This window comes from Streptomyces cylindrosporus, assembly GCF_022698165.1.
Lineage (GTDB): Bacteria > Actinomycetota > Actinomycetes > Streptomycetales > Streptomycetaceae > Streptomyces > Streptomyces cylindrosporus.
Genome location: NZ_JALDAY010000008.1, coordinates 114,733 through 139,348 on the forward strand (window position 1 = coordinate 114,733; position 24,616 = coordinate 139,348).

Genomic DNA, 24,616 nt, shown 5'->3' on the forward strand with positions numbered 1-24,616 from the left:
TACCGGAGCCACCGAAGCCCCCGAAGCCCCCGAAGCCCCCGAAGCCCCCGAAGCCCCCGAGCGTACGGATTCCGCCGGTTCCACGGAGCGGCCCGCGACGCCCTCGTCCCCGGCGCCCTCGTCCCCGGCGCCCTCGTCCCCCGCCACCCGCACCCTCACACTCCACGTGGTATCTCCGTCGTCGGACTCGCCGCCTTCCCGATACGTACGCACGCGAGCGCCCCCGTGCTCACCGCGTGGCGCTCACCACGTCGGGCGGGCCGAGATCCCGCCGTCCACCAGGAGGTCGTGGCCCGTCACCCAGGACGCGAGGCGTGAGGCCAGGAACACGCACGCGTCGCCCACGTCCTCCGGCCGCCCCAGCCGCCCGAGCGGCGCCGCCTGCCGCCACCGCCGCACACCGTCCGGCCAGGCCTCCGCCAGCCCCTCGCGCCCGATCAGGCCCGGCGAGACCGTGTTGACGCGGATCCCGTACGGCCCGTACTCCAGCGCCGCCGACCGGGCGTGCATCACGACCGCCGCCTTGGAGGCGCTGTAGTGCGCGTGCCCCGGCGCCGGCTGCCGTCCCTCGATGGAGGCGATGTGCGTCACCGATCCCCCGCCGCCGCGCTCCCGCATGACCTCCGCGGCCGCCTGCGTGCACGCGAAGACGCTCGACAGGTTGGCGTCCACGACCGCCCGCCACTCGCCCGCCGTCATCCCGGTCAGCTCCCGCACCGGCTGCACGCCCGCGTTGTTGACCAGCGCGTCCAGCCCGCCGCCCCACTCGGCCGCCTCTCCCACCACACGCGCGCACGCGCGCGCGTCGGTGAGGTCGCCCTGCAGGACGACGGCCCGCCCGCCGAACTCCTCGATCCGGTCCGCCACTTCCCGCGCCGCCGCCACCGCCGTACGGCAGTGCAGCGCGACCGCGGCGCCCTCCTCGGCGAACCGCAGCGCGATCCCCCGGCCGATTCCGCCGCCCGCGCCCGTGACCAGGGCGACCTGTCCTTCGAGGAGTGTCATGGACGGGAGAGTTCCAGGATCCGGGCGGCCCGGTCCGGATACCGCGCCGTCAACTCCGCCGCGTCCCCGTGCTCGTAACCCTCGAAGGTGAAGCCGGGCGCCATCGTGCAGCCGAAGAGCGTCCACGCGCCGCCCGCCCGGACCCGGGCGCCCATCCAGGTCCCGGCGGGCACGGTCAGCTGCACCTGATGGCCGCCGAGGACGTCCGGTCCCAGCACGGCCGTGGTGGACGTCCCGTCGGGGGCGAGGAGCAGGAGTTCCAGCGGATCGCCGAGGTAGTGGTGCCAGATCTCGTCGCTCGGCAGGCGGTGCAGGGCGGAGAAGTCGTCCGCCGTCAGCAGGGCGACGATCGCCGTGCCCTCCGGGCGTCCGTCGGGCCGGTCCGGACCCGCCCAGGTCTGGCGGTACAGGCCGCCCTCGCGCGGTATCGGCGTGAGGGCGTAGTGGGCGACGAGCTCTTCTGGGGTCACGCCGGGAAGGCTACTCCCGCTCCAGGAACGCCAGTTGTGCCTTCTTCTCGGGCAGGTACACGTCCGGCAGGTCGATCTCCGGCAGCGTCACCGACTCCCCGGCCACGAAGCCCTGGCGCAGGAAACGGGCGATGGCCTTCTCGTTCCGTACGTCCGGATCGACCACCACCCGGCGCCGGCCGAGCCCCGGCAGGACGTACGACACGACGGCGTCGAGCAGTTGCGCCGACCAGCCGGACCGCGCGCCGCCCTCCCCCGGGGGCGCGAGCAGCACGTGCACGCCGATGTCGCCGTCGCGCACCTCGTAGCAGTCGCCGACGCGGTCGGCCTCCGGCTCGTAGGTCTGGAGCAGGCCCACCGGTTCGCCGTCCCTGACCAGCAGGAAGGCGTGATGGGTGTCGAGGGTGTCCATGTGGGCGTAGATCTCGGCCACTTGGTCGCGGGTGAGGCCGTTCATGCCCCAGAAGGCGGCGCGCTCCTCGCGCACCCAGCGGTGCAGCACGTCCGCGTCGGCGTGCGCGTCGAGGGGCAGGACGCGGACGGCGCCCGTCTCGTGGACGGCGCCGCGGGTGGCGTACGGGTCAGACATCGCTCTCCTTGCCGAGCCGGTCGAAGTCGGTGACGACCGGGACGAGATCTCCCTTGAGCCACAAGGGGAGTTGATCGGTGTGGTGGGGCGAGCCGGGCAGGCCGGAGGCCCCGAGCGGCACCACCCACAGGCTGTCCTCGCGCCGGGCCAGGTCCCACACATAGCGGGCGGCGGGACCGCGCGCGCTCAGGTCGGTCAGCCCGGGCACGGCCGAGGTGCACAGCACGCAGTCGTGGTCGCCGGACAGACCGGGTCCTGCGTACGACGGCTGCGGCAGCGCCCGCCAGGGGGCGAGGCGGTGGGTGTCGCCCCAGGTGCCGGCGGGCGGTGCGGCGGCCACCTCCTCCAGGGCGGCCCGTACGGCTTCCGCGCGGTCGACGCCGTACAACTCCTCGGCGCGCAGCAGGTGTTTGAGGGCGAAGGCGATGCGCGGGAGCAGGGCGAGCCAGGGGAGGAGGACCTCGGGGTAGGCGGGCGGGGTGGTGAGGGCGGCGAACGCCGGGTGGGCCGCGAGCCGTCGTACGACCGCGCCGCGCACCGCCGCGTAGGCGGCCGCGTCCGTGGCGGCGGCGTCCATGCGGCGGTCCCAGCGCAGGAGGCGGTCGCGGAGGGCGGTGGCCTCGGGGGACAGCTCGGTGAGGGCCGCCAGGTGGTCCAACAGGGGTGCGGCGGAGGCGAGATGGGTGTCCATGTGGATCGCGGGCATGTCGCCGGCCGACCAGAGGTCCTGCTCCGCCAGCCGGGCGGCGATGCGGTCGGCGCGGTGCGGCGGCGCGAACTCCACGCCGAACGGGGTCGCCGGGCCGCGCTGGTTGGCCATCACGGCGACGCCGTCGGTCAACCCGGCGTGGGGCATCTCGGCCCATCCCCGCCACTCGTGCCCGGGCTCCCAGGCGGGCACCGGCCGCACCCGGTTGGCCTCGGCCCGCACCGGCACCCGCCCCGCGACCCGGTGCAGCAGCCCGCCCTCGGTGTCGGCGGCCTGCACGACGTTGACGGGCTCGGCCCACAGGTCGAGGGCCCGGTCGACGTCGGCGACGCGGCGGGCGCGCAGGAGCGGGAGGAGGGCGCCGAAGCCCAGGTCGGAGGTGACGCGGGGTGGGTAGCGGAGGCTGAGGGCGAGGGGCGCGAGGGACTCCTCCACCGGCATCGAGCCGTCCGCCCCGACCACCCCGCTCTCCAGACCCTCCGGCCCCCCGACGATCACCGGCCCCCGTTCCGTCTCGATCACCTCGACCTCGACCGGTGCCTCCCCCGCCACCTCCACGGTCTCCGTGTGCCGGGAGGCGCGGTACCAGTTGCCGTCGGGGCCGAGGGCCTCCACGCCCGCGCCCGTGCGCCGCAGTCGCTCGCGGTAGAGGTCCTGGTAGTCGGCCATGGCGTTGGTGATGGCCCAGGCGACCGTGCCGGTGTGGCCGAAGTGGGCGATGCCCGGGACGCCGGGGACGGCGAGGCCGACGACGTCGAACTCCGGGCAGGACAGGTGGATCTGCTGGTAGACGCCGGGGTCCTCGACGAAGCGGTGCGGGTCGCCGGCGATCAGCGCGTGCCCGGTCGTGGTCCGTTCGCCGCTCACCAGCCAGCCGTTGCTGCCGGAGGTGCCGGGCCCGTCGGTGGCGAAGAGCCCCACGGCCTCCTCGCCCAGGTGCCGGATCGCCTGCTCGCGCCAGAGCTTGGCCGGGAAGCCGGCGAAGAGGATGTGCGTGGCGAGCCAGACGCCGAGCGGGGTCCAGGGCTCCCAGCGGCCGGGGGAGAGGCCGGTGCGCTCGAACTCCGGCGCCGTGCTGCCCGGCAGCTCCGCGTTGATGCCGTCGACGTACGCCCGTACCCACTCGGCAGTCTCGGAGTCGCGCTCGGCCAGCGCCGCCCAGCAGCGGCGGGCGGTGTCGTCGAGGCGGGCCCGGCGGGCGAGCAGGTCCCAGTGCAGGGCCTCGGTGCCGAGAAAGGCCGCCGAGGTGCCCTGCGCGCGGTGCCGTTCGACCTCCAGCTGCCAGGCTCGGTCGCGGGCGGTGACGACGCCCTGGGCGCGGGCGAGTTCACGGACGCCGCCCGCCCGCAGATGCGGGATGCCCCAGGCGTCCCGGTAGATCCCGGTCGTCACGCTGCGACCCCTTTGCACATTAAGCTTAGCCTTACCTTATTAAGTGGTGGTGGAATCGTACGCGAGCCGTGAAAGAGGGATGATCGGGGTCATGGACGTCACCCTGCACCTCGCCCAGGACCCCGAGGCCGACGAGCTCCTCGGGCGCTCCCCGCTCGCCGCGCTGACCGGGATGCTGCTGGACCAGCAGGTCCCCATGGAGTGGGCGTTCAAGGGGCCGCGCACCATCGCCGACCGGCTCGGGCTCGACGACCTGGACGCGCACGAGATCGCCGCCCAGGACCCGGAGGCCTTCGCCGCGCTGCTCTCGCAGAAGCCGGCCGTGCACCGCTACCCGGGCTCGATGGCCAAGCGGATCCAGCAGCTGTGCCAGTACCTCGTCGAGCACTACGACGGGAACGCCGAGCTGGTCTGGAAGGGCGTCACCGACGGCCGCGAACTGCTGCGCCGCCTGGAGGAACTGCCCGGCTTCGGCAAGCAGAAGGCACAGATCTTCCTGGCGCTGCTGGGCAAGCAACTCGGCGTACGGCCCAAGGGGTGGCAGGAGGCCGCGGGCGCCTACGGCGAGAAGGGCTGCCACCGCTCCGTCGCCGACATCACGGGCCCGGACTCGCTGGCCAAGGTGCGCGCGCACAAGCAGGAGATGAAGGCGGCCGCCAAGGCGGCGAAGGCCGCCGGGAAGTAACCGTCAGCCGGGTGGGTCCCAGGGGTGGCGCCACGGCCCCCGCCGGTCCAAGCATGGAACATGACAGACCCGCCGAAAACCTCGTCCTGGGGTCCGGAGTTCGACGACCGGAAGGTCCACGCCGCCGGACCCGCCACGGGCCCCCTGCCGCCCGAACCGCCCTTCGAGGGCCCTCTGCACGCCCTGTCCAAGGCCGCCTGGCAGGTCGTCCTGCTCACCGGCGTCGCCTCCCTGATCCTCGGCGTCCTGGTCCTCGTCTGGCCGGGCGCCTCCCTCCTGGCGGCCGGCGTCCTGTTCGGCCTCTACCTCCTGTTCAGCGGCGTCTTCCAGCTGATCGCCGCCTTCGGCACGCACAAGACGACCTCGCTGCGCGTCCTGGCCTTCATCAGCGGCGCCCTTTCGATCCTGCTCGGCCTGTTCTGTCTGCGCGGCCCCATGCGCTCGATCCTGCTGCTCGCCCTGTGGATCGGCATCGGCTGGCTCATCCGCGGCATCACCCAGACCCTGGCCGCGGCCTCCGACAGCTCCATGCCGGCCCGCGGCTGGCAGATCTTCCTCGGCGTCCTCACCTTCGTCGCCGGCATCGTCCTGATCGACTCCCCCTTCGAGTCCGTCGCCGTCCTCACCCTGGTCGGCGGCATCTGGCTGGTCGCGGTCGGTGTCGTCGAGATCATCACGGCGATCCGCATCCGCGGCCGGGCCGAGCGGATTCCCCGGTCCGTGTAGCCCGTACGGGCGGATCTCGCCCCCGGCGTGCTGAACGACGGGCGTGTCGGGGGCAGATCACCTCCCGTGAGCACCGCACGCCGCCTCCCGCACAGCCGCGCCTGGCTGCGGGTGCTCGTGCTGCTGTTCGCCCTGCTGGTGCCGGGCGCCCAGGCCGAGGAGCACGCGGCGCCGGTCGCGTCCGTGGAGACGGTCGAGTACGACGTCCTGGACGCGGCGGTACGGCCACCGGCCGACGCCGTCCGCCGGGCCGCCGTACCCCTGCGCCCCGCGCCTGTCCCGGCCCCGGCCCCGCACGCCGCGCCGGGCCGCCCCCGGCCCGCGTCGCCGCAACCGCCGTACACCCTGCGCTCCTTGCGCACCGTCGTCCTGCGCTGCTGACGGACCCCGCTCCGGGAAAGGTCAGTCACGACGCGAGGAACACAGTCATGCCCACCGACCCTTACGCGGTCCTGCGCGCCCTGCTGCGCGCCGAGGCCGCCCGCAACGCACCGAAGCCCACCGAGAAGAAGCCGCAGCCCCAGCAGCCCCCGGAGAAGCGGGGCCGCTGACGGCAGGCAGGCCCGGCGGGGGTCAGCGCCTTCGCCGGGCCGTGCCGAACAGGGAACGGGTGATCTCGCGGCCGATCTGCGTGCCGACGGACCGGGCCAGGGACTTGAACATGCCGCTGCCGACGACCTGTTGGACCATGGACGGCTCCTCCTTGGCCTTGGCCTTCGGTGTCTCCTGCGGTTTTGCCGGCGCGGCGGTCAGCTTCTCGTACGCCGATTCTCTGTCCACAGCCTGTGCGTAACGTCCGTACAGCTGCGAGGACTTCACCGCCTGGTCCAGAGCCGTGTCCTCCACCGGTCCCATCAGCGACTCAGGGGCGCGCAGGCGCGTCGCGGCGACCGGGGTCGGGGCGCCCTTCTCGCTCAGGACCGTCACCACGGCCTCGCCCGTCCCGAGGCCGGTGAGGAGTTCCTCCAGGTCGTAGGCGGAGTCGGGGAAGGTCTTCACGGTCGCCTTGAGGGCCTTCTGGTCGTCCGGGGTGAAGGCCCTGAGCGCGTGCTGGACACGGTTGCCGAGCTGGGCGAGGACGTCGGACGGTACGTCCTTCGGGGTCTGCGTGACGAAGAAGACACCGACCCCTTTCGAGCGAATCAGCCGGACGGTCTGCGTGATCGAGTCCAGGAAGGCCTTGGAGGCGTCGTCGAAGAGCAGATGCGCCTCGTCGAAGAAGAAGACCAGCTTCGGCTTGTCGGCGTCGCCGACCTCCGGCAGGTCGTGGAAGAGATCCGCGAGCAGCCACATCAGGAAGGTCGAGAACAGCTGCGGCTTGTCCTGTACGGCGGGCAGCTCCAGGACCGACACGACTCCCCGCCCGTCGGGCGCCGTACGCAGCAACTCGCTCGTGTCGAACTCCGGCTCCCCGAAGAAGTCGGCCATCCCCTGCGCCTCGAAGGCGGTGAGGGAGCGCAGGATCACGCCGGCCGTGGCCGTGGACAGCCCGCCGATGTTCTTCAGCTCCGCCTTTCCCTCGTCGGAGGTGAGGAAGGCCACGACCGCCCGCAGGTCCTTGAGGTCGACCAGCTCCAGGCCCTTGGTGTCCGCGTAGTGGAAGATCAGGCCGAGGGACTGCTCCTGGGTCTGGTTGAGCTGGAGCACCTTGGAGAGCAGGACCGGGCCGAAGCTGGTGATCGTGGCGCGTACGGGGATGCCGTGGCCGTATCCGCCGAGCGCGAGGAACTCGGCCGGGAAGCCGGTCGGCGTCCACTCCTGGTGGACCTCGGCGGCGCGCCCCTGGACCTTGTCGTTCGGCTGCCCGGCGGCCGAGATCCCGGACAGGTCGCCCTTGATGTCGGCCAGGAAGACCGGGACGCCCTGCGCGGAGAGCTGCTCGGCGATCAGCTGGAGCGTCTTGGTCTTGCCGGTGCCGGTGGCGCCCGCGACGAGGCCGTGGCGGTTGAGCATGGGCAGGGGGATGCGGATCTGCGCGTCGGGCAGGCAGTTTTCGGCCCACATCAGGGCGCCGAGGTCCAGCGCCGGACCGGTGAAGGCATACCCGGACGCGATCTCCAGCGCCTCCCTCGGGAGGGCGGAAGCGCTGCCCGGAGCCTCGGGTGCGGTTGCCGGTGGCATGGTCTCGCGGTCGCTCATGTCAGACCCTCTGTTTCCTTTTTGCCCCGACTTACGGCATCTTTTCCAGCGTCGCACTCCGTCTCCATGGCTGCGCCCGGAACGTCTTGACCGGTAGGCTTTCCGTGTGATCTTCAAGCGCATCGGAAACGGCCGGCCGTACCCCGACCACGGCCGGGAAAGCACCCGGCAGTGGGCGGACGTCGCGCCGCGCCCGGTCCGCCTCGATCAGCTCGTGACGACGAAGGGGCAACTCGACCTGGAGACCCTCCTGGCCGAGGACTCGACCTTCTACGGCGACCTGTTCGCACACGTGGTCAAGTGGCAGGGCGACCTGTACCTGGAGGACGGCCTGCACCGAGCGGTCCGGGCGGCACTCCAGCAGCGCCAGGTCCTGCACGCACGCGTACTCGAACTGGACTGACCCGCCCAAGTCGAGGCCGGTCGGCAAGGGCTTGGCCCTTTCGGGTTCACCTGCGTGGCGTGGAATGATCATCTAGTAGGCATCGCCGCTCGGGCGCACTACGCTGCGCCCATGAGCATGCTGACTCCCCCAGGCATGGGCGGCAAATACCGGATCACGGGGGACAAGTACCCGCGCATGCGACAGCGCCGGCGGCGCGGCAGGCTCGTGCTCGCCGTGGTGGCCTCCGTGGTCGCGCTCGGCGTGATCGGCTGGGGCACGCTGCAGCTCATCGACGTCTTCACCGGGGGCGGCAAGAAGGCCTCGGCCGCCGGGCCCAAGGCGGACTGCGCGACCAAGGCGAGCCCGTCCGCGTCCGCTTCCGTGTCCACCGCCGCGCTGCCCAAGCCGGGCCAGATCACCGTCAACGTCTACAACGCCACGCCCCGCAGCGGGCTGGCCAAGGACACCGCGGACGAGCTGGAGAAGCGGGGCTTCAAGATCGGCGACGTGGGCAACGCGAGCAAGGAGTTCGACAAGAAGGTCAAGGGCGCGGGGATACTGCTGGGCCCGTCCTCGTCCCTGAACACGAGCCTGCCGGTGCTGGCGACGCAGCTGGCGTCCGCCGAGCGCCGTACGGACGCGGCGCGCAAGGGCACCGACGTCGACCTGATCATCGGCACGGCGTTCAAGAACCTGACGGCGAAGGCGGCGGCCGACAAGGCGCTGGCCGCGCTGGGCAACCCGCAGCCCACGCCGACTTCTTCAAAGAAGAGTTGCTGAGACGCCCTGCTTTTGAGGGGCGCGGGGAACTGCGCGACAAGCCACAGCGAGCCCGCAGCCGCCGCGACACCCGCACCCCTACGGCGCTAGCGCAAAATCACTCAGCCGCACCGTAAAGACGATCCCCGGCATCCCCCAGCCCCGGCACGATGTACCCGTGCTCGTTGAGCCGCTCGTCCACCGCCGCCGTCACCACCGTCACCGGCGTGCCCGCCAGCTCGCGCTCCATCACCTCGACGCCCTCGGGGGCGGCCAGCAGGACCACCGCCGTGACATCGTCCGCGCCGCGCTTGATCAGCTCCTGGATCGCCGCCACCAGTGTGCCGCCCGTCGCCAGCATCGGGTCCAGGACGTACACCTGGCGGCCGGAGAGGTCCTCGGGCATGCGGGAGGCGTAGGTCGAGGCCTGGAGCGTCTCCTCGTTGCGGATCATGCCCAGGAAGCCCACCTCGGCGGTCGGCAGCAGGCGGACCATGCCGTCGAGCATGCCGAGGCCGGCCCGGAGGATCGGCACGACCAGCGGTCGCGGGTAGGACAGCTTGACGCCCGTCGTCGAGGCGACCGGGGTCGTGATGTCGACCTGCTCGGTGCGCACGTCGCGCGTGGCCTCGTAGGCGAGCAGGGTGACCAGCTCGTCGGCGAGACGGCGGAAGGTCGCGGAGTCGGTGCGCTGGTCGCGCAGCGTGGTGAGCTTGTGGGCGACCAGAGGGTGGTCGACGACGTGGAGACGCATGGCCTAACAGTAACCGTGCCCAGGTGAGGCTCGCTCTGGCATCAAACCGCCCATCAGAGGGAAAGTGGGAGGGACACAGCGGGGTGGTGAGCAGATGGCCGAGCCCGAGTCCCAGGCGGACGCGTCACAACAGGAGCGGTCGGAGACCGACGCCGAGCGCAGGCGCCGCAGGGCCCAGTTCCTGCGTGACCTCGCCGAGGCCCGCGAGTTGCGGGACCGCGTACAGCCCAGACGCGCCAAGGTCGCGCGCATGCGCCACGCGATGCGCATGCGCACCTTCCGCTGGTAGACGTAAGCCGCCTCACAGCCGTCGTAACGCCGACCGGGTGCATGAGTCTCATGATTGCCGCGTACGATCCCGCTGGTGGTCGATCAAAACGGGCGGACACAGGGAGCCGAAGACGTCCCCTGAACGCCTTGTTTCTGCCACGATTCCGAGTGGGTGGGGCTCGGAGCACAGCTCTCCCCGCCCAAGCCTCCGCCGGGGGGACCCCCAACCGGCACGCCTATGACCAGTGGGAGAGTCACGGTGTACTTCGCCGCACTGCTCGCGCGCACCGAAGACGGGTGGGAAGCGAGCGACACAGAGCTCCTCGACAATGTGGAGACGCTGTCGGATCTGGCCGACCTCGCCCGGGAGGCCTCGGCCGAGGACGACACGGTGCTCGTACTCATCGAGCAGGAAGAGACATGGTTCGGCGTCGTCCGGATCGACGGCGAGGACGACCCTCGTATCTACGTCTCGGACGCCGCCGCCGCTGCCCGCAGCAGTTACGGCGAGATCCTGCTCACCGACGAACTGCTCGGCCGGGAGCCCGGTGACGACGGCCCCGACCTGGACGCCCTCGACCTCGACGGGACCGAGGACGGCGAGGACGAGGAGGACGGCGACGACGACGCCCCGTCCGCCGAGTCCGTGCCGCACAGCCCCGTCGGCGACGCGGAGATCCTCGACGACCTCGGTGTCAGCGCCAAGGAGCTGCGCGCCCTGGACGAGGACGCGCTGAGCGCGATCGCCGAGGCGCTGGGTGCCTCGGAGGTCCTGGAGACCGTCCGCTGACACCGGCGACCGAAGCCGGCGCACCGGGCGCACCGGACCCGGTACGCGACCGCTGGCGGGCCGCGATGCGGCTCGCCCTGGACCAGGCCGAGCGGGCCGGCGGGGACGTCCCCGTCGGTGCCGTGGTGCTGGCCGCGGACGGTACGACCGTGCTCGGGGCCGGGCACAACGAGCGCGAGGCCACCGGCGATCCGACGGCGCACGCCGAGGTCCTCGCGATCCGCCGGGCGGCGGCGGACCTCGGTGAGTGGCGCCTGTCGGGCTGCACGCTCGTCGTGACTCTCGAACCCTGCACGATGTGCGCGGGCGCGATCGTGCAGTCCCGGGTGGACCGGGTCGTCTACGGCGCCCGCGACGAGAAGGCCGGCGCGGCGGGCTCCCTCTGGGACGTCGTACGCGACCGTCGGCTCAACCACCGGCCCGAGGTGATCGAGGGCGTGCTCGCGGACGACTGCGCCCGCCTCCTCACGGAGTTCTTCCGGGACCGCTGACCGGCGCTCCTCTCCCCGATACCGATTTCAGAGCATGCCCCGGCGTGCTGTAAGGTCTCCCTCGGTAGCGTGTCCGAGCGGCCGAAGGAGCTCGCCTCGAAAGCGAGTGTGGCGCAAGTCACCGAGGGTTCAAATCCCTCCGCTACCGCTTGAGAAGGGCCCCGTCGCGAGACGGGGCCCTTCGTGCGTTCCGGACCCGCAAGTGCGCGTCGCCGACGGGGGAGAGCGGCGGTGCGCACCCCGCAGTGGGGTCCGTTCCGGCCCCGCGGGTTCCTGCCAGATCCGCCGGGCATGTCTCCATGGTCCCTCCCGGGGCGCCGCCCGGGAGCCGCCGAAGGCCCTTCACCTGCGGGCCGTTGGTCCCTAAAGGGGGTGTGAAGGTTACACTCGCGCCCGGCAACAGGGGGCCCTAGGGGCACATCAGTCACACAGGAGGCCGCGATGGCGGTGAACGCGAAGAAGATCGCCGTCTATTTGCTCGTGGTCTTCGTGATGTACGTGATCATCAAGGACCCGGCCAAGGCCGCCGACTACGTCCAGATAGGGTTCGAGGGCATTTCGGACGCCGCCAAGGCCATCGGCGACTTCTTCAGCTGGATCGCCGACGGCGCCCACTAGCCCGGAGCCCAGGAGCACACATGATCCGCCACCTCGTCCTGTTCAAGCTCAACGACGGCGTCGGGCGGGACGACCCGCGTGTCCTGGAGGGCGTGGACGCCTTCCGGTCACTGGACGGGAAGATCCCCGAGATCCGGTTCTGGGAGCTCGGCTGGAACCTCAGCGACCGGCCCATCGCCTACGACTTCGCGATCAACTCCGGGTTCGAGGACGCGGCCGCGCTGCGCGCCTACGTCGAACACCCGGAGCACCAGGCGGGCGTGACCCTGTGGAAGGAGTTCGCCACCTGGGTGATCGCCGACTACGAGTACTGAGGTACCCGAGCCGGACCCGCAGAGCCCTCCGCGCAACCGCGGAGGGCTCTCACGCGTCTTTCGCCCCAAATCTCCCAACTCTCCCTCAACACGGTGTTATGCGGTGCTTGCACACAGTGCACATGTCTTGTGATGCTATGACCGCTTTTGACGGATGAGTTGACCGATGGTGACCGATGGGTGACCGATGAAGAGGTGGCGTTGACGGTGTCGGCCAGTACTGCGCCTCCCCAGGAAGTCGCCGAGCCCCCGGCGGCAGCACCCCGCAGCCGCGGTGCCGACACCCGGGCGCTCACCCAGGTGCTCTTCGGCGAGCTCAAGGCGCTCCGGCCGGGCACGCCGGAGCACAACCGGGTGCGGGCGGCGCTCATCGAGGCCAACCTCCCGCTCGTGCGCTACGCGGCCGCCCGCTTCCGCTCCCGCAACGAGCCGATGGAGGACGTGGTCCAGGTCGGGACCATCGGACTGATCAACGCGATCGACCGGTTCGACCCGGACCGGGGCGTGCAGTTCCCGACCTTCGCGATGCCGACCGTCGTCGGCGAGATCAAGCGGTACTTCCGCGACAACGTACGGACCGTGCACGTGCCGCGCCGGCTGCACGAGCTGTGGGTGCAGGTCAACAGCGCGACCGAGGACCTGACCACCGCCTTCGGGCGCACCCCGACCACCGCCGAGGTCGCCGAGCGGCTGCGCATCTCCGAGGACGAGGTGCTGTCCTGCATCGAGGCCGGCCGCTCATACCACGCGACCTCCCTGGAGGCCGCCCAGGAGGGCGACGGACTGCCGGGACTGCTGGACCGGCTCGGCTACGAGGACCCGGCCCTGGACGGCGTCGAGCACCGCGACCTCGTCCGCCATCTCCTCGTACAACTCCCGGAGCGCGAACAGCGGATCCTTCTGCTGCGCTACTACAGCAATCTCACCCAGTCCCAGATCAGCGCCGAACTCGGTGTGTCGCAGATGCACGTATCGCGGCTACTCGCGCGTAGCTTCCAGCGGCTGCGATCCGCGAATCGGATCGAGGCATAAGAGGCGCACGGGCGCACGCGCGGAATCACGCGCGGAACACCGCAGTTCGCAAGCAGGATCGAGTTGTCACCGGCGCGAGCGAATCGCTCACCAGGGCCGTTCCCGACAGTTCTGGGCTGAAAAAGGCTCAGACCCCCTCTTTCCAGGGCCGATTCGCATCTCGCATGTCGACATGTCACTACAGCGTGTTGCCGACATGTGACATTCTTCCGGCAACGCGTTTGCCGTGGCTTCGGCTCCGGTATTCAGGTGAAGGCTGAACTCCTCGCCGAGGGGAGCGTCGGCCGCGACCGTCCCGCGACCCAGAGGGGGTGGCATGTCCGCAGATCAGGGCAGCTCCAAGGTGCTCACGCTCACGAAGAGCGACTCCGCGCCCGACGACGCCGTTCTCGACGTTTCGACCCTGGAGGCCGTGCCGGCCCCGGCCCTCCCCGCCTCGTCGGGAGCCATCGACACCCGCACCCTGTCCCGCTCCCTTTTCCTGCGGCTCGCCGCACTGGACGAGAACAGCCCCGAGCGCGCGTACGTCCGGGACACGCTGATCGAGCTCAACCTCCCGCTGGTGCGCTACGCGGCGGCCCGCTTCCGCTCGCGCAACGAGCCGATGGAGGACATCGTCCAGGTCGGCACGATCGGCCTGATCAAGGCGATCGACCGGTTCGACTGCGAACGGGGCGTGGAGTTCCCGACGTTCGCGATGCCGACGGTCGTGGGTGAGATCAAACGGTTCTTCCGCGACACCTCCTGGTCGGTGCGCGTCCCGCGCCGCCTCCAGGAGCTGCGGCTGGCCCTCACCAAGGCCAGCGACGAGCTCTCGCAGAAGCTGGACCGCTCCCCGACCGTCCCCGAACTCGCCGCCGTGCTCGGCGTGTCCGAGGAGGACGTGGTCGACGGCCTCGCGGTCGGTAACGCGTACACGGCGTCCTCGCTGGACTCGCCGGCCCCGGAGGACGACGGCGGCGAGGGCTCGCTGGCGGACCGGCTCGGCTACGAGGACACGGCGCTCGAAGGCGTCGAGTACCGCGAGTCGTTGAAGCCGCTGCTGGCCAAACTCCCGCCCCGCGAGCGGCAGATCATCATGCTCCGCTTCTTCGCGAACATGACCCAGTCGCAGATCGGCGAGGAGGTCGGCATCTCGCAGATGCACGTCTCCCGCCTGCTGACCCGCACGCTGGCGCAGCTGCGTGAGGGTCTCATCTCCGACTGACCCGGAAACCCGCCCGGGGGTTCCTATTTGACGGAGTGTCAGCCACCATGGCGCGATGCTGCGTGGAACTCCTGGGACCGCATGGACGGCACGGAAGACCCGGACGACCCTGACACATGGCCGTCGAGGCGCCGCGATCGGCGCGTCGGCGGCCGTCGTCTGCCTGGCCGCGGCGCTGGCCGCGTGCGGGGGCGGCACGCGCGAGGGTTACGTCGCGACCGGCGTGGTCGGCGGCCCTCAGCCTTCCGGTACGGCGGTGCGGCCGACGGGGAGCGTGACGCTGGTGCCGCTCGACGGGGACCGCGCGGCGAGCGGACGGGCCGGCACCGCCACCGACTCCCCTGCGGGCAGCGGCGATACGGAGAGAGGCACACCGGAGGCGGAGGCGACGGCGAAGGCGACCGCGGGCTCCGGCACTTCCGCCGACGGCCCCAAGTCCGGTCGTACGACCACGGGTTCACCGTCCGCGACCACAGCCCCCAGCCCCGCCACCCCCGCCGCCCTCACCTGGGGCGATCCCACCCGCAAGGCCACGGACAAGCGGTGGTGCGAGGACGTGACGCTGGAGTTCGCCAACTCCGGGGGCACCGCGGTGCGTTCGGGCGAGGTCACCTTCGGGACGCACATCATCGGGGCGCTCGGGCTCGACTGGGGGACGGTCGAGTCGACCGCCGGTCTTCCGGTGCCGATCGAGGCCGGCGCCAGGAAGGAGAAGACCTGGACGGTGTGCGTCGAGTCCTGGCGCGTGCCGCTGGGCATGCACATCGAGACGCGGGACGTCGCCGTCCGGTGGAAGTAGTGCCGTGCGTTACTTGAGCGCGAGCCAGGCCACCGCGGCCACGACCGCCACGGCCACCACGATGCCGACGATCAGGCCGATGCGGGGGCCGGCCGGCGCGGGCGCCTGCTGCTGCTGACGGCCCTGCGGACCCTCGTCCACGAACGCGCGGAACATCTGGGTGCTGCCGGCGGGGTCGTAGTTGCCCTGGGGGTTCTGGGGGTTAGCCATAGCTGGAGACCCTAGCGAATACGCGTGTGCAGCCCAAGTGGGGGTCCGCAGGTGCCCGTAACCGCCCCCACCTGCGTGTTTACACGCGCAATACTTGTCTTTGCCAAGTTTTTATGCCGCTCACACCCCAGTTTGTTTGCCTGTAGCAACCAACGACTCTTATGGTTGCCCTAAGCAACGAATGCGGGAGGTGTGATGGCCGAGCGGGCGCAGTACGAGGAGCTGGTACGTCAGTTCAGTGCCTTCGGCGCCGTGAAGCGGGAGCTGGGACGGATCCTGCCGTCCGACTGCCCGAGCGGCAGCGCTGCCGTGCTGACGCTGCTGGGCCGCCACGGCGACATGCGCATGAGCCGGCTCGCGGAGCTGCTCGCGGTGGACATGTCGGTCACCAGCCGCCATGTCACGCACCTCGCCGAGCGCGGCTGGATCGACCGCTCCCCCGACCCCGCGGACAAGCGGTCCCGGATCCTGCACCTCACCCCGGACGGCACGACCCGCCTGGAGGCGCTGTCCGAGCGGACCACCCAGCTGCTGGCCGAGCGGCTCGCGGACTGGAGCGACGAGGAGGTCGCCCAGCTCACCCGGCTGATGGCACGCCTGCGCTCCAGCTTCGACGACAGCCGCGCCGCCGCCGTACCGCCCCGGCTGCCGCCTCCCGCACTCGAGGCAACCGAACCGACCACCCGTACACCCGCGAACACGTAAGAGAAGGAAGCCCATGGCAACGACCACACCAGCCGGTGTGCGGGCTCATGCCAAGCACGGGGGAGGCTCCGCCGAGTACGCCCCGATGACCCATCGGCAGATCATGGAGGCCATCTCCGGTCTGCTGCTCGGCATGTTCGTGGCGATCCTGTCGTCGACGATCGTCACCAACGCCCTGCCGCACATCATCAGCGACCTCGGCGGCGGCCAGTCCGCCTACACCTGGGTCGTCACCGCCGCCCTGCTGTCGATGACCGCGGCCACCCCGCTGTGGGGCAAGCTCGCCGACCTGTACAGCAAGAAGGCCCTCGTCCAGATAGCCCTCGTCATCTACGTGCTGGGGTCCGCGGCGGCCGGACTCTCGCAGAACGCCGGCATGCTCATCGCCTGCCGTGTCGTCCAGGGCATCGGCGTCGGCGGTCTGTCCGCCCTCGCCCAGATCGTCATGGCCGCGATGATCTCCCCGCGTGAGCGCGGGCGTTACTCCGGCTACCTCGGCGCCACCTTCGCCGTCGCGACCGTCGGCGGCCCGCTGCTCGGCGGTGTCATCACCGACACCTCGTGGCTCGGCTGGCGCTGGTGCTTCTACGTCGGTGTCCCCTTCGCCGTGATCGCGCTGATCGTGCTGCAGAAGACGCTGCACCTGCCGGTCGTGAAGCGGGACGTGAAGGTCGACTGGGCCGGCGCGTTCTTCATCGCCGCGGCCGTCTCGCTGCTGCTGGTCTGGGTCACCTTCGCCGGTGACAAGTACGACTGGATCTCGTGGCAGACGTACGCGATGGTCGGCGGATCGATCGTCCTCGGGCTCGTCTTCGTGCTCATCGAGTCGAAGGCCCGCGAGCCGATCATCCCGCTGCGGCTCTTCCGCAACCGCACCATCACGCTCGCGTCGCTGGCCTCGCTGTTCGTCGGTATCGCGATGTTCACCGGCACGGTCTTCTTCAGCCAGTACTTCCAGCTCGCCCGCGACAAGTCCCCGACGATGTCCGGCGTGATGACGATCCCGATGATCGGCGGCCTGTTCGTCTCCTCCACCGTCTCCGGGCAGTTCATCACCCGCACCGGGCGCTGGAAGGCGTGGCTGGTCAGCGGTGGCGTGCTGGTGACGGCGGGCCTGGGCCTGCTCGGGACCATCCGGTACGACACGGCCTACTGGAAGATGTCGATCTTCATGGCCCTGCTGGGTCTCGGCATCGGCATGATGATGCAGAACCTGGTGCTGTGCACGCAGAACCAGGTCGAGCCGGGCGACCTCGGCTCCGCGAGCTCGACGGTCACCTTCTTCCGTTCCCTCGGCGGCGCGGTCGGCGTCTCGGCGCTGGGCGCGGTGATGTCCCACCGGATCACGCACTACGTCACGGACGGCATCGCCTCCCTCGACCCCAAGTACCGGGCCGCGCTGGCCGGTTCGAGCTCCTCGACCGACAGCATCCCGGACCTCGCCAAGCTGCCCGCCCCGATCCGCACGCTCATGGAGAGCGCGTACGGCCACGGCATCGCCGACGTCTTCCTGATCGCCGGCTGCCTCGCGGCCCTGGCGTTCCTGATCACCCTGTTCATCAAGGAGGTCCCGCTGAGGACCAAGGGCGCGCTGGCGCAGGCCGCGGCGGCGGAGGAGACCCCGGCCGAGACGCCGGCCGAGGCGGAGACCGCTCCGGCCGCCGCCGAGGCGCAGGCTCCGGCCGCCGAGCACGTGCCGAGCTGGGCCGTGACCGCCTCCGAGACCGAGACCGCCGCCGACGGCACGCAGCGGCTGGCCGCGGTGGCCACCATCGCGCGGCCCGAGGAGTCCGCGGGCAGCGGTGGCATCCCGGTGCGCGGCTTCGTCCGCGGCAACGAGAGCGCGCCGGTCCCGGGGGCCGCCGTCACCCTGATCTCGCTGGCCGGACGCCAGCTGGGACGGTCGGTGGCGCAGGCCGACGGGTCGTACGCGGTGGACGCGCCGAGCGTCGGGTCGTATGTGCTGATCGCGGCGGCGGACGGGTTCCAGCCGCAGGCGTCCACGGTGGTCGTCAACGGCGAGCCGGTCTCGTACGACGTCCTCCTGAGCGGCACCAGCGGGCTGAACGGGCTGGTGCGGGTCGCGGAGAGCGGGCTGCCGGTCAAGGACGCGATGGTCATCGTGACCGATGTGCGCGGGGATCTGCTGGCCACCCAGGCCACGGGCGAGCAGGGCGAGTTCTCGTTCGCCGAGCTGGTGCCGGGGTCGGTGACCGTCGCGGTGAACGCCGCCGGGTACCGGCCGCGGGCGCTGCCCGTCGAGGTCGGCGGCGCCGGGGTCACCCGGATCGAGGTCGACCTGGACTCCGGGGCCCAGCTCCAGGGCGTCGTACGGGCGCCGCACGGTCCGCTGGCCGACGCGCGGGTCACGCTGGTCGACGCGGCGGGCAACGTGGTCGGCACCGCGACCACCGGTCCGGACGGGGCGTACGCCTTCACCGACCTGAACGGCGGCGACTACACGGTCATCGCGACGGGTTACCCGCCGGTGGCGACGGCGCTGACGGTGAACGGCCGTGGCGTCGACGACCACGACATCGAACTGGCCCATCCGGGCGAGTAGTTCGGACCCCGGCCCGTGGCGGGCGGTGTGTGCGCGCTCTGAGCGGAGGCGCGCGCCCGACGCCACGGGCCGGTTCTTTTCACGACCATCGCAGCACCGCAGGGAGAGAACGGGATGGGACTGACCGCGAAGATCCGTACCAGGGACGGATGGGCCGTGTCGCACGCGGTCGTCACGGTGACCGACATGAGCGGCACGCAGGTGCTGCGGGCCGAGGCGGACGCCGAGGGGGCCGTGCGGGACACGACCTCGCTGACGCCCGGGCCGTACGTCGTCATCGTCACCGCCGTCGGGTACGCGCCGGCCGCCTCCACGGCGATCGTCACCGCGAGCGGGCGGGCCGAACTGGGGAACGTCACGCTGGCCCGGCAGGGCGGTACGGAGCTGCCGCCGCCGGGACCGTGGACCGTCGACCCGGCGCACTCGAGCGTGGCGGCGGTGGCCCAGCACCTGGGGATCTCCAGTGTGCGCGGGCGTTTCACCGACTTCGCGGGGCGGATCGAGATCGCGCCGGACGAGGTGGAGAAGTCGCGGGTGGAGGCGGTGATCCGGGCGGAGTCCATCGACACGGGGAACGGGATGCGGGACCAGCATCTGCGGTCGGCGGACTTCCTGGACGTGGAGCGGTTCCCGCGGATCACGTACCGGTCGAGCGGTCTTACGGCGGCGGGGGCCGACCGGTGGACCGTGCACGGGGAGCTGACGCTGCACGGGGTGGTGCGGCCGGTGGACCTGGACCTGGCGTACCTGGGGACGGGGTCCGACCCGTGGGGCGGGACGCGGGCGGCCTTCCGCGCCACGACCGAGCTGCGGCGGGAGGACTTCGCCATGAACTACAACCAGGTGGTGCAGGCGGGGATCGCGGCGATCGGTACGACGCTCAGGGTGGAACTCGACATTCAGGCGGTGCAGGGGGAGTCGCTGCCCCAGGCCTAGGCTGAGGGCATGGCACCCAACATCGCTACGAACACGACTGTCTCCCTTGAAGAGTTGCTGGACTTCGTACGGCCGCGGCACCGGGCGATCCTGCTGACGCGACGGGCCGACGGCAGCCCGCAGGCCTCGCCGCTGACCTGCGGGGTCGACGACTCGGGGCGGATCGTCGTCTCGACGTATCCCGACCGGGCGAAGACGCGGAACGCGAAGCGGGACGAGCGGGTCAGCGTCGTCGTGCTGAGCGACGAGTGGAACGGGCCGTGGGTCCAGGTGGACGGGACGGCCGAGGTCATCGACTCGCCGGAGTCCGTGGAGCCGCTGGTGGAGTACTTCCGGAACATCTCGGGGGAGCATCCGGACTGGGACGAGTACCGGGAGGCGATGGTGAAGCAGGGGAAGTCGATCATCCGGGTCACGCCGGTTAAGTGGGGGCCGGTGGCTACCGGGGGCTTTCCGGCCCGGCTGGCTTCGCCGGACGCCTAGGAGCTCGAGGCCATCGGTGGTCGGGCGAGTGCGGGTTCGGTGTGGCTGGTCGCGCAGTTCCCCGCGCCCCTTAAGGGCGTTGCACCATAGCCTCGATTCCAGCCACCAGTAGGTCCAGGGCGAACCTGAAGTCCCGTTCGCGCATCTCCTCCACCGTGTCGCCCCCTCGGGCCGCCATGATGTCGGCGTTCTCCTCGATGATCGCGGCGGCCTCGGGGGCCTGGGTCACCGCGCTCATCGCGTGCTGGAAGTACTCGTCCTGGGACATGCCCGCCGTGGCGCAGCGCGCGATGAAGTGGCCCTCGATCGTGCCGAAGCCGTACACGAACTGGAAGACGGCCGAGATGGCGCCGGACAGTCCGTGCACGGGCAGGCCCGTCTTGCGGAGGACCTGCTGGACGACCCGGGAGAAGGCGAGGCTGTTCGGCCCGATGTTCAGGAACGTGCCGGCCAGCGGGGACAGCCACGGGTGGCGGACCAGCAGGGCGCGGTACTCCGTTGCCACGGTGCGCAGTTGGTCGCGCCAGTCCTCGTCGGCCTCCGGGGAGGGGAGGGCCAGCTCGCCGTAGGCCGCGTCCAGGGCGAGTTCGAGGAGGTCGTCCTTGGTGTCGACGTACCAGTAGACGGACATCGCGGTGACGCTCAGCTCCGCGGCGAGGCGCCGCATGGAGAACTTGGCGAGTCCCTCGGAGTCCAGGAGACGCACGGTGACCTCGGTGATGCGGTCACGGTCGAGGCCGGACGGCTGACCGCCGCGCCCACCTCGCCGGACCTTGCCCTCCAGCCACACACTGGTCCGCGCCGCCCGCTCGGCTGCCCTCACCATTGGCGCACCTTCCTCGACTTCCACGGTTCACTGATCAAGATGCTAGGCCGCAGCCATCTCCGAGTCTGCCCGCTGCGCGCGGCGCAGCAACGCCGCGGCCACGAACCCGCCCAGCAACACGGCCACGGCACCCACCAGCTGACCCGCCCTCAGCCCCTCCGCCAGCTCCCCGGAGGAGCTCAGCACCGCCCCGAGCACGGCTACCCCGAGCCCGTTCCCGAACTCGGCCAGGGTGCCGTTGATCCCGGCCCCGACCCCCGCCTTCTCCGGCGGGATCGAGCTCATGATGGCGTGCGCCATGGCCGGGTTGGCGATCGCGCAGCCACCGCCGATCAGCAGGAGCCCGAGCAGGGTCCCGCCGTAACCCCCGGCGTCGAACACGGCGATCGACACCAGCCCGCCCGCCATCAGCACCATCCCCAGCGCGATCGACACCGGCGTCCCGAGCCGCGCCGCCCACTTAGCCGACAGTCCCGAGAAGTTCAGGACGACCACGGTCAGCGCGAGCGGTGCCGTACGCAGACCCGCCTCCAGGGGGCCGTAACCCAGTACCAACTGCAGATGCTGGGTGAGGAGGAAGAGCGCGCCGCCCATGCCGAAGGTGATCAGGACCGCTCCGGTGACCGCGCCCGTGAAACGGCGGTCCCGGAAGAAGTTCAGGTCGAGCATGGGGCACGGGATCTGGCTCTCCCAGTACGCGAAGGCGCCGAGGACGGCCACGGCGACCGCCGCCGTCAGCAGGACGCGGGGCGACAGCCAGCCGTGGTCCGGGCCGGAGATGATCGCGAACACCAGCGAGGCCATGCCGATCGTGGAGAGCAGGGCGCCGAGGACGTCCGGGCGGTCGCCGGCTGGATTCTTGGATTCCGGGACCAGGGCCACCACCGCCACCAGGCCCAGCGCCGCCACCGGCAGGTTGATCAGGAAGATCGCGCCCCACCAGAAGTGGTTCAGCATGAAGCCGCCGATGAGCGGGCCCGCAGCGAAGCCGAGCGCGTTGACCGCCGCCCAGACGCCGATCGCCTTCGGCTGCTCCGCGGGCGCGAAGATCTGCATCGCCACGGCCAGGGTGGTGGTCAGCAGCAGCGCGCCGCCGACGCCCATGCCGGCCCGCGCGGCGATCAACTGGCCGGTGGAGCCCGCGAATCCGGCGACCAGTGAGCCGATGCCGAACAGGGCGAGTCCGGCCAGCAGCATCTTCTTGCGGCCGTAGCGGTCGGCCGCGCTGCCCGCCGTGAGCAGCAGGCCGGACTGGACGAGCGAGTACGCGTTGATCATCCACTGGATGTCGGAGGTCTCGGCGTGCAGCTCCCGGGTGAGGGAGGGGATCGCCACGTTCAGGACGGTGTTGTCGAGCAGCACGGTGAGCTGGGCCAGACAGATGACACCGAGGATCAGCCAGCGTCGCGGGTGACCGTGAGGGGACGTAGACATGCCGTACACCGTATAGCTGGCTGCTATACGGTGTACAACGCGTTTCGTTCGACCGGCTGCCGGCTGCTAGCTGCTCGCCTTCTGCGTCAGGTCGTAGAAGGTGGACGAACCCACCGTCACCTTCTTGAAGTTCTTCTCGACCCACGAGGTGATCTGCGAGGACGTGCCGTTGCTGCTGCCGCCCATGCCGCCGCCCGTGCCGGACGAGATGAAGTAGTGGATCTTTCCGTCCGCCACGTACTGCTTGAACTGGGCCAGTGTCGGGGACGGGTCCGTGCCGTTGAAGCCGCCGATCGCCATGACCGACTGGTCGGTGGCGAGCTGGTAGCTCGCGGCGTTCTGGGCGCCGATGGCCGCGGCGACCCAGGTGTACTTCGAGGAGTCCGCCTCCAGCAGCTTCTTGGCCTCGGAGCTCACGGTCGCGCCGTTCAGCAGGCCGCCGACGCCGCCGCCCATGCCGCCGCCGTCGCCCATCCGACCCGGGCCGCCCTGCTGGTTCTGGGTGGTGCCGTTGCCGTTCTGCTGGCCCGGCATTCCGCCGCCGAAGCCGCCGTTGCCGTTGCCGGTCGTGCCGCCGCCCGGGAAGCCGTTGCCGTTCTGGGTGGTGCCGCCGGTGCCGTTCTGGCCCTGCTGACCGGGCATACCGCCGCCGAAGCCGCCGCGGTTGCCACCGCCGCCGGGACCGCCGCCCATGCCCATCATGCTCGCGCCGGCCGGACCGGCCGTCGGGATGGAGCCGGTGTGCGCGGAGTTGACCGTGCTCAGCGTGTACGCCGCCGGGCCCGCCAGCGCGGCCACCAGGCCCACCGCTGCTGCCCCGAGGGCGAGTTGACGCGAGATACGGCCCGCGAAGATCAGGCCGAGCGCGGCGGCCAGACCGCCGATCAGGACCAGGTACTTCAGCCAGGGCAGGTAGGTGGAGGTGCGGTTGAGCAGGACGTAACCCCAGACCGCGGCCGAGACGACGGCGGCGGCGAGGGTCATCGACGCCCACAGCTCGGCGCGCTTCTCCCACAGGAGCCCGGCGCCCATGCCGATCACCGCGGCGATGTAGGGGGCGAGGGCGATCGTGTAGTACTGGTGGAAGATGCCCGCCATGTAGCTGAACACGATCATGGTCATCAGCAGCGAGCCGCCCCAGACCAGGAACGACGCCCGGGTCACCGAGGTCCGCTTCAGCTTGCGGGTCGCCACCAGGCCGCCGGCGAGCAGGATCAGCGCGGCCGGGATCAGCCAGGAGATCTGGCTGCCGATCTCGGAGTTGAACATCCGGTCCCAGCCGGTCGCGCCCCACTGCCCGGTGCCGCCACCGCCGCCACCGCCGCCGACGCTGCCGGTCTCGTCGCCGCTGAGGCGGCCGAGGCCGTTGTAGCCGAAGGTCAGCGACAGGAAGCTGTTGTCCTGCGAACCGCCGATGTAGGGGCGGGAGGAGGCGGGCCACAGCTCGACGATCGCGACCCACCAGCCGCCGGAGACGACCAGCGCGACCGTGGCCAGGGCGAGCTGTCCGATGCGCTTCCTCAGCCGGTGCGGGCCGACGGCCGCGTAGACGAAGGCCAGCGCCGGCAGGATCAGGAAGGCCTGCAGGGTCTTGGCGAGGAAGGCGAAACCGATCGCCACGCCCGCCCACACCAGCCACCTGGTCTTGCCGTCCTCGACGGCCCGTACGACGAAGTAGCAGGCCAGCGCCATCAGCAGGGCCAGCATCGCGTCCGGGTTGTTGAACCGGAACATCAGCGCCGCGACGGGAGTGAGCGCGAGTACCGCACCCGCGATCAGACCTGCCCCGGGGCTGAACCGGCGGCGCACGGAGGCGTAGACGACGGCGACCGTGCCGACGCCCATGAGGACCTCGGGGCCGAGGATCGTCCAGGAGTTCAGGCCGAAGATCCTGGCCGCGATCTCCATCGGCCACATGAACGCCGAGGGCTTGTCGACGGTGATCGCGTTGCCCGCGTCCAGCGAGCCGAAGAACATCGCCTTCCAGCTCTTGGTGCCGGCCTGGACGGCCGCCGAGTAGAAGGAGTTGGCGTAGCCGGACGCGCTCAGGTTGTAGAAGTACAGCAGCGCTGTGGCGAGCAGCAGGCCCCAGAACGCGGGGCGCGCCCAGCGGGGATCCTCGGGGCGGCCGCGCCACAGTCTCTGCCCGAAGGGCTGCTTGGGCTCACCGGACCGGGGTTCGGCGGGCAGGGACTGGTCGGGAAGGGGCTCGGCGGGGAGGGCCGGCTCCCGCACCGGGGAGTCGATCGTCTGCGACGGCCCCCAGGAGGACGGGCCGGGCCCGGACCCTCCCTGATGGGTCGTCCGGTCGTAGTGGGTGGTCAT

General features: G+C 71.1%; 28 protein-coding genes and 1 tRNA gene. 19 read left to right on the top strand and 10 right to left on the bottom strand.

Annotated elements, in window-relative coordinates; genetic code table 11:
- Window positions 1-243 precede the first annotated feature (243 nt).
- From MQP27_RS26160 to MQP27_RS26175, 4 genes are read right to left on the bottom strand one after another with little or no spacing between them, the layout of a single operon-like run.
- Window positions 244-1,005, bottom strand: a complete 762-nt coding sequence (locus MQP27_RS26160; protein ID WP_242768073.1) for an SDR family NAD(P)-dependent oxidoreductase — start codon at window positions 1,003-1,005, stop codon at window positions 244-246.
- A complete protein-coding gene (locus tag MQP27_RS26165) occupies window positions 1,002-1,475 on the bottom strand; it encodes a cupin domain-containing protein (RefSeq protein WP_242768075.1) in 474 nt (157 codons plus the stop codon). The genes MQP27_RS26160 and MQP27_RS26165 overlap by 4 nt, the downstream gene beginning before the upstream one ends.
- 10 nt (window positions 1,476-1,485) lie before the next feature.
- Window positions 1,486-2,064 carry a GNAT family N-acetyltransferase gene (locus tag MQP27_RS26170; protein ID WP_242768077.1) on the bottom strand — a complete coding sequence of 193 codons (579 nt, stop codon included), beginning with the start codon at window positions 2,062-2,064 and terminating at the stop codon, window positions 1,486-1,488.
- Window positions 2,057-4,165, bottom strand: a complete 2,109-nt coding sequence (locus tag MQP27_RS26175; RefSeq protein ID WP_242768079.1) for a penicillin acylase family protein — start codon at window positions 4,163-4,165, stop codon at window positions 2,057-2,059. Before MQP27_RS26175 ends, MQP27_RS26170 begins: the two co-directional genes overlap by 8 nt.
- A gap of 91 nt (window positions 4,166-4,256) precedes the next feature.
- On the opposite strand from MQP27_RS26175, the gene MQP27_RS26180 reads away from it, so the two are divergent.
- From MQP27_RS26180 to MQP27_RS51040, 4 genes are all read left to right on the top strand, one after another.
- Window positions 4,257-4,850, top strand: coding sequence for an HhH-GPD-type base excision DNA repair protein (locus MQP27_RS26180; RefSeq protein WP_242768081.1), 594 nt, complete (start codon window positions 4,257-4,259; stop codon window positions 4,848-4,850).
- Window positions 4,851-4,910: 60 nt separating this feature from the next.
- Window positions 4,911-5,576: an HdeD family acid-resistance protein gene (locus MQP27_RS26185; protein ID WP_242768082.1), complete on the top strand. Its 666-nt coding sequence runs from the start codon at window positions 4,911-4,913 to the stop codon at window positions 5,574-5,576.
- Window positions 5,577-5,642: 66 nt separating this feature from the next.
- Complete coding sequence (locus tag MQP27_RS26190) at window positions 5,643-5,957, top strand: hypothetical protein (protein ID WP_242768084.1); 315 nt, start codon at window positions 5,643-5,645, stop codon at window positions 5,955-5,957.
- A 47-nt stretch (window positions 5,958-6,004) separates the two neighbouring features.
- Window positions 6,005-6,127 carry a hypothetical protein gene (locus MQP27_RS51040; protein ID WP_278196563.1) on the top strand — a complete coding sequence of 41 codons (123 nt, stop codon included), beginning with the start codon at window positions 6,005-6,007 and terminating at the stop codon, window positions 6,125-6,127.
- Window positions 6,128-6,149: 22 nt separating this feature from the next.
- Here the strand turns inward: MQP27_RS51040 and MQP27_RS26195 are convergent, their stop codons facing one another.
- Complete coding sequence (locus MQP27_RS26195) at window positions 6,150-7,715, bottom strand: helicase HerA-like domain-containing protein (protein ID WP_242768086.1); 1,566 nt, start codon at window positions 7,713-7,715, stop codon at window positions 6,150-6,152.
- 106 nt (window positions 7,716-7,821) lie between these two features.
- Between MQP27_RS26195 and MQP27_RS26200 the strand changes: the two genes are divergently transcribed.
- Complete coding sequence (locus MQP27_RS26200; RefSeq protein WP_003999914.1) at window positions 7,822-8,118, top strand: type II toxin-antitoxin system VapB family antitoxin; 297 nt, start codon at window positions 7,822-7,824, stop codon at window positions 8,116-8,118.
- Window positions 8,119-8,229: 111 nt separating this feature from the next.
- Window positions 8,230-8,880 (top strand): LytR C-terminal domain-containing protein, encoded by a 651-nt coding sequence (locus MQP27_RS26205; RefSeq protein ID WP_242768088.1) that lies wholly within the window; start codon window positions 8,230-8,232, stop codon window positions 8,878-8,880.
- Between the two features lie 97 nt (window positions 8,881-8,977).
- Here the strand turns inward: MQP27_RS26205 and upp are convergent, their stop codons facing one another.
- A complete protein-coding gene (upp, locus tag MQP27_RS26210) occupies window positions 8,978-9,613 on the bottom strand; it encodes a uracil phosphoribosyltransferase (protein ID WP_242768090.1) in 636 nt (211 codons plus the stop codon).
- Between the two features lie 94 nt (window positions 9,614-9,707).
- On the opposite strand from upp, the gene MQP27_RS26215 reads away from it, so the two are divergent.
- The 9 genes from MQP27_RS26215 (at window position 9,708) to MQP27_RS26255 (ending at window position 15,134) form a co-directional block, all read left to right on the top strand.
- Entirely contained in the window at window positions 9,708-9,902 is a 195-nt protein-coding gene (locus MQP27_RS26215; protein WP_242768092.1) for a hypothetical protein, read from the top strand.
- A 240-nt stretch (window positions 9,903-10,142) separates the two neighbouring features.
- Complete coding sequence (locus MQP27_RS26220) at window positions 10,143-10,673, top strand: tRNA adenosine deaminase-associated protein (RefSeq protein ID WP_242768761.1); 531 nt, start codon at window positions 10,143-10,145, stop codon at window positions 10,671-10,673.
- Window positions 10,674-10,738: 65 nt separating this feature from the next.
- On the top strand, window positions 10,739-11,164 hold the full coding sequence (gene tadA, locus MQP27_RS26225) for a tRNA adenosine(34) deaminase TadA (protein ID WP_242768094.1): 426 nt from the start codon (window positions 10,739-10,741) through the stop codon (window positions 11,162-11,164).
- Window positions 11,165-11,227: 63 nt separating this feature from the next.
- Window positions 11,228-11,312: transfer RNA gene (locus MQP27_RS26230), tRNA-Ser, on the top strand.
- A 293-nt stretch (window positions 11,313-11,605) separates the two neighbouring features.
- Window positions 11,606-11,782: a hypothetical protein gene (locus MQP27_RS26235; RefSeq protein ID WP_242768096.1), complete on the top strand. Its 177-nt coding sequence runs from the start codon at window positions 11,606-11,608 to the stop codon at window positions 11,780-11,782.
- A 20-nt stretch (window positions 11,783-11,802) separates the two neighbouring features.
- Window positions 11,803-12,096, top strand: a complete 294-nt coding sequence (locus MQP27_RS26240; RefSeq protein WP_242768097.1) for a Dabb family protein — start codon at window positions 11,803-11,805, stop codon at window positions 12,094-12,096.
- A 195-nt stretch (window positions 12,097-12,291) separates the two neighbouring features.
- The gene (locus MQP27_RS26245) at window positions 12,292-13,128 is read left to right on the top strand and encodes an RNA polymerase sigma factor SigF (protein WP_242768762.1); all 837 of its coding nucleotides are present in this window, start codon (window positions 12,292-12,294) and stop codon (window positions 13,126-13,128) included.
- A gap of 316 nt (window positions 13,129-13,444) precedes the next feature.
- Window positions 13,445-14,335: an RNA polymerase sigma factor SigF gene (locus MQP27_RS26250; RefSeq protein WP_242768099.1), complete on the top strand. Its 891-nt coding sequence runs from the start codon at window positions 13,445-13,447 to the stop codon at window positions 14,333-14,335.
- A 55-nt stretch (window positions 14,336-14,390) separates the two neighbouring features.
- Window positions 14,391-15,134: a hypothetical protein gene (locus MQP27_RS26255; protein WP_242768101.1), complete on the top strand. Its 744-nt coding sequence runs from the start codon at window positions 14,391-14,393 to the stop codon at window positions 15,132-15,134.
- A gap of 9 nt (window positions 15,135-15,143) precedes the next feature.
- Here MQP27_RS26255 and MQP27_RS26260 read toward each other — a convergent pair whose 3' ends face one another.
- On the bottom strand, window positions 15,144-15,344 hold the full coding sequence (locus MQP27_RS26260) for a hypothetical protein (protein ID WP_242768103.1): 201 nt from the start codon (window positions 15,342-15,344) through the stop codon (window positions 15,144-15,146).
- A 195-nt stretch (window positions 15,345-15,539) separates the two neighbouring features.
- On the opposite strand from MQP27_RS26260, the gene MQP27_RS26265 reads away from it, so the two are divergent.
- The 4 genes from MQP27_RS26265 to MQP27_RS26280 all read left to right on the top strand — a co-directional run bounded on the left by MQP27_RS26265 (window position 15,540) and on the right by MQP27_RS26280 (window position 20,031).
- The gene (locus MQP27_RS26265) at window positions 15,540-16,049 is read left to right on the top strand and encodes a MarR family winged helix-turn-helix transcriptional regulator (protein ID WP_242768105.1); all 510 of its coding nucleotides are present in this window, start codon (window positions 15,540-15,542) and stop codon (window positions 16,047-16,049) included.
- An 85-nt stretch (window positions 16,050-16,134) separates the two neighbouring features.
- A complete protein-coding gene (locus tag MQP27_RS26270) occupies window positions 16,135-18,612 on the top strand; it encodes an MFS transporter (RefSeq protein WP_504979083.1) in 2,478 nt (825 codons plus the stop codon).
- 114 nt (window positions 18,613-18,726) lie between these two features.
- Window positions 18,727-19,548, top strand: a complete 822-nt coding sequence (locus MQP27_RS26275) for a YceI family protein (protein ID WP_242768109.1) — start codon at window positions 18,727-18,729, stop codon at window positions 19,546-19,548.
- 9 nt (window positions 19,549-19,557) lie between these two features.
- Entirely contained in the window at window positions 19,558-20,031 is a 474-nt protein-coding gene (locus MQP27_RS26280; protein WP_242768111.1) for a PPOX class F420-dependent oxidoreductase, read from the top strand.
- 70 nt (window positions 20,032-20,101) lie between these two features.
- On the opposite strand, the gene MQP27_RS26285 is transcribed toward MQP27_RS26280, so the two are convergent.
- Genes MQP27_RS26285 through MQP27_RS26295 form a run of 3 tightly spaced genes read right to left on the bottom strand, consistent with a single transcriptional unit; the run spans window position 20,102 to window position 24,616 of the window.
- Window positions 20,102-20,857, bottom strand: coding sequence for a TetR/AcrR family transcriptional regulator (locus tag MQP27_RS26285; protein WP_242768113.1), 756 nt, complete (start codon window positions 20,855-20,857; stop codon window positions 20,102-20,104).
- A 42-nt stretch (window positions 20,858-20,899) separates the two neighbouring features.
- Entirely contained in the window at window positions 20,900-22,300 is a 1,401-nt protein-coding gene (locus MQP27_RS26290) for an MFS transporter (protein ID WP_372511317.1), read from the bottom strand.
- A 57-nt stretch (window positions 22,301-22,357) separates the two neighbouring features.
- Window positions 22,358-24,616: an ArnT family glycosyltransferase gene (locus MQP27_RS26295; RefSeq protein WP_242768121.1), complete on the bottom strand. Its 2,259-nt coding sequence runs from the start codon at window positions 24,614-24,616 to the stop codon at window positions 22,358-22,360.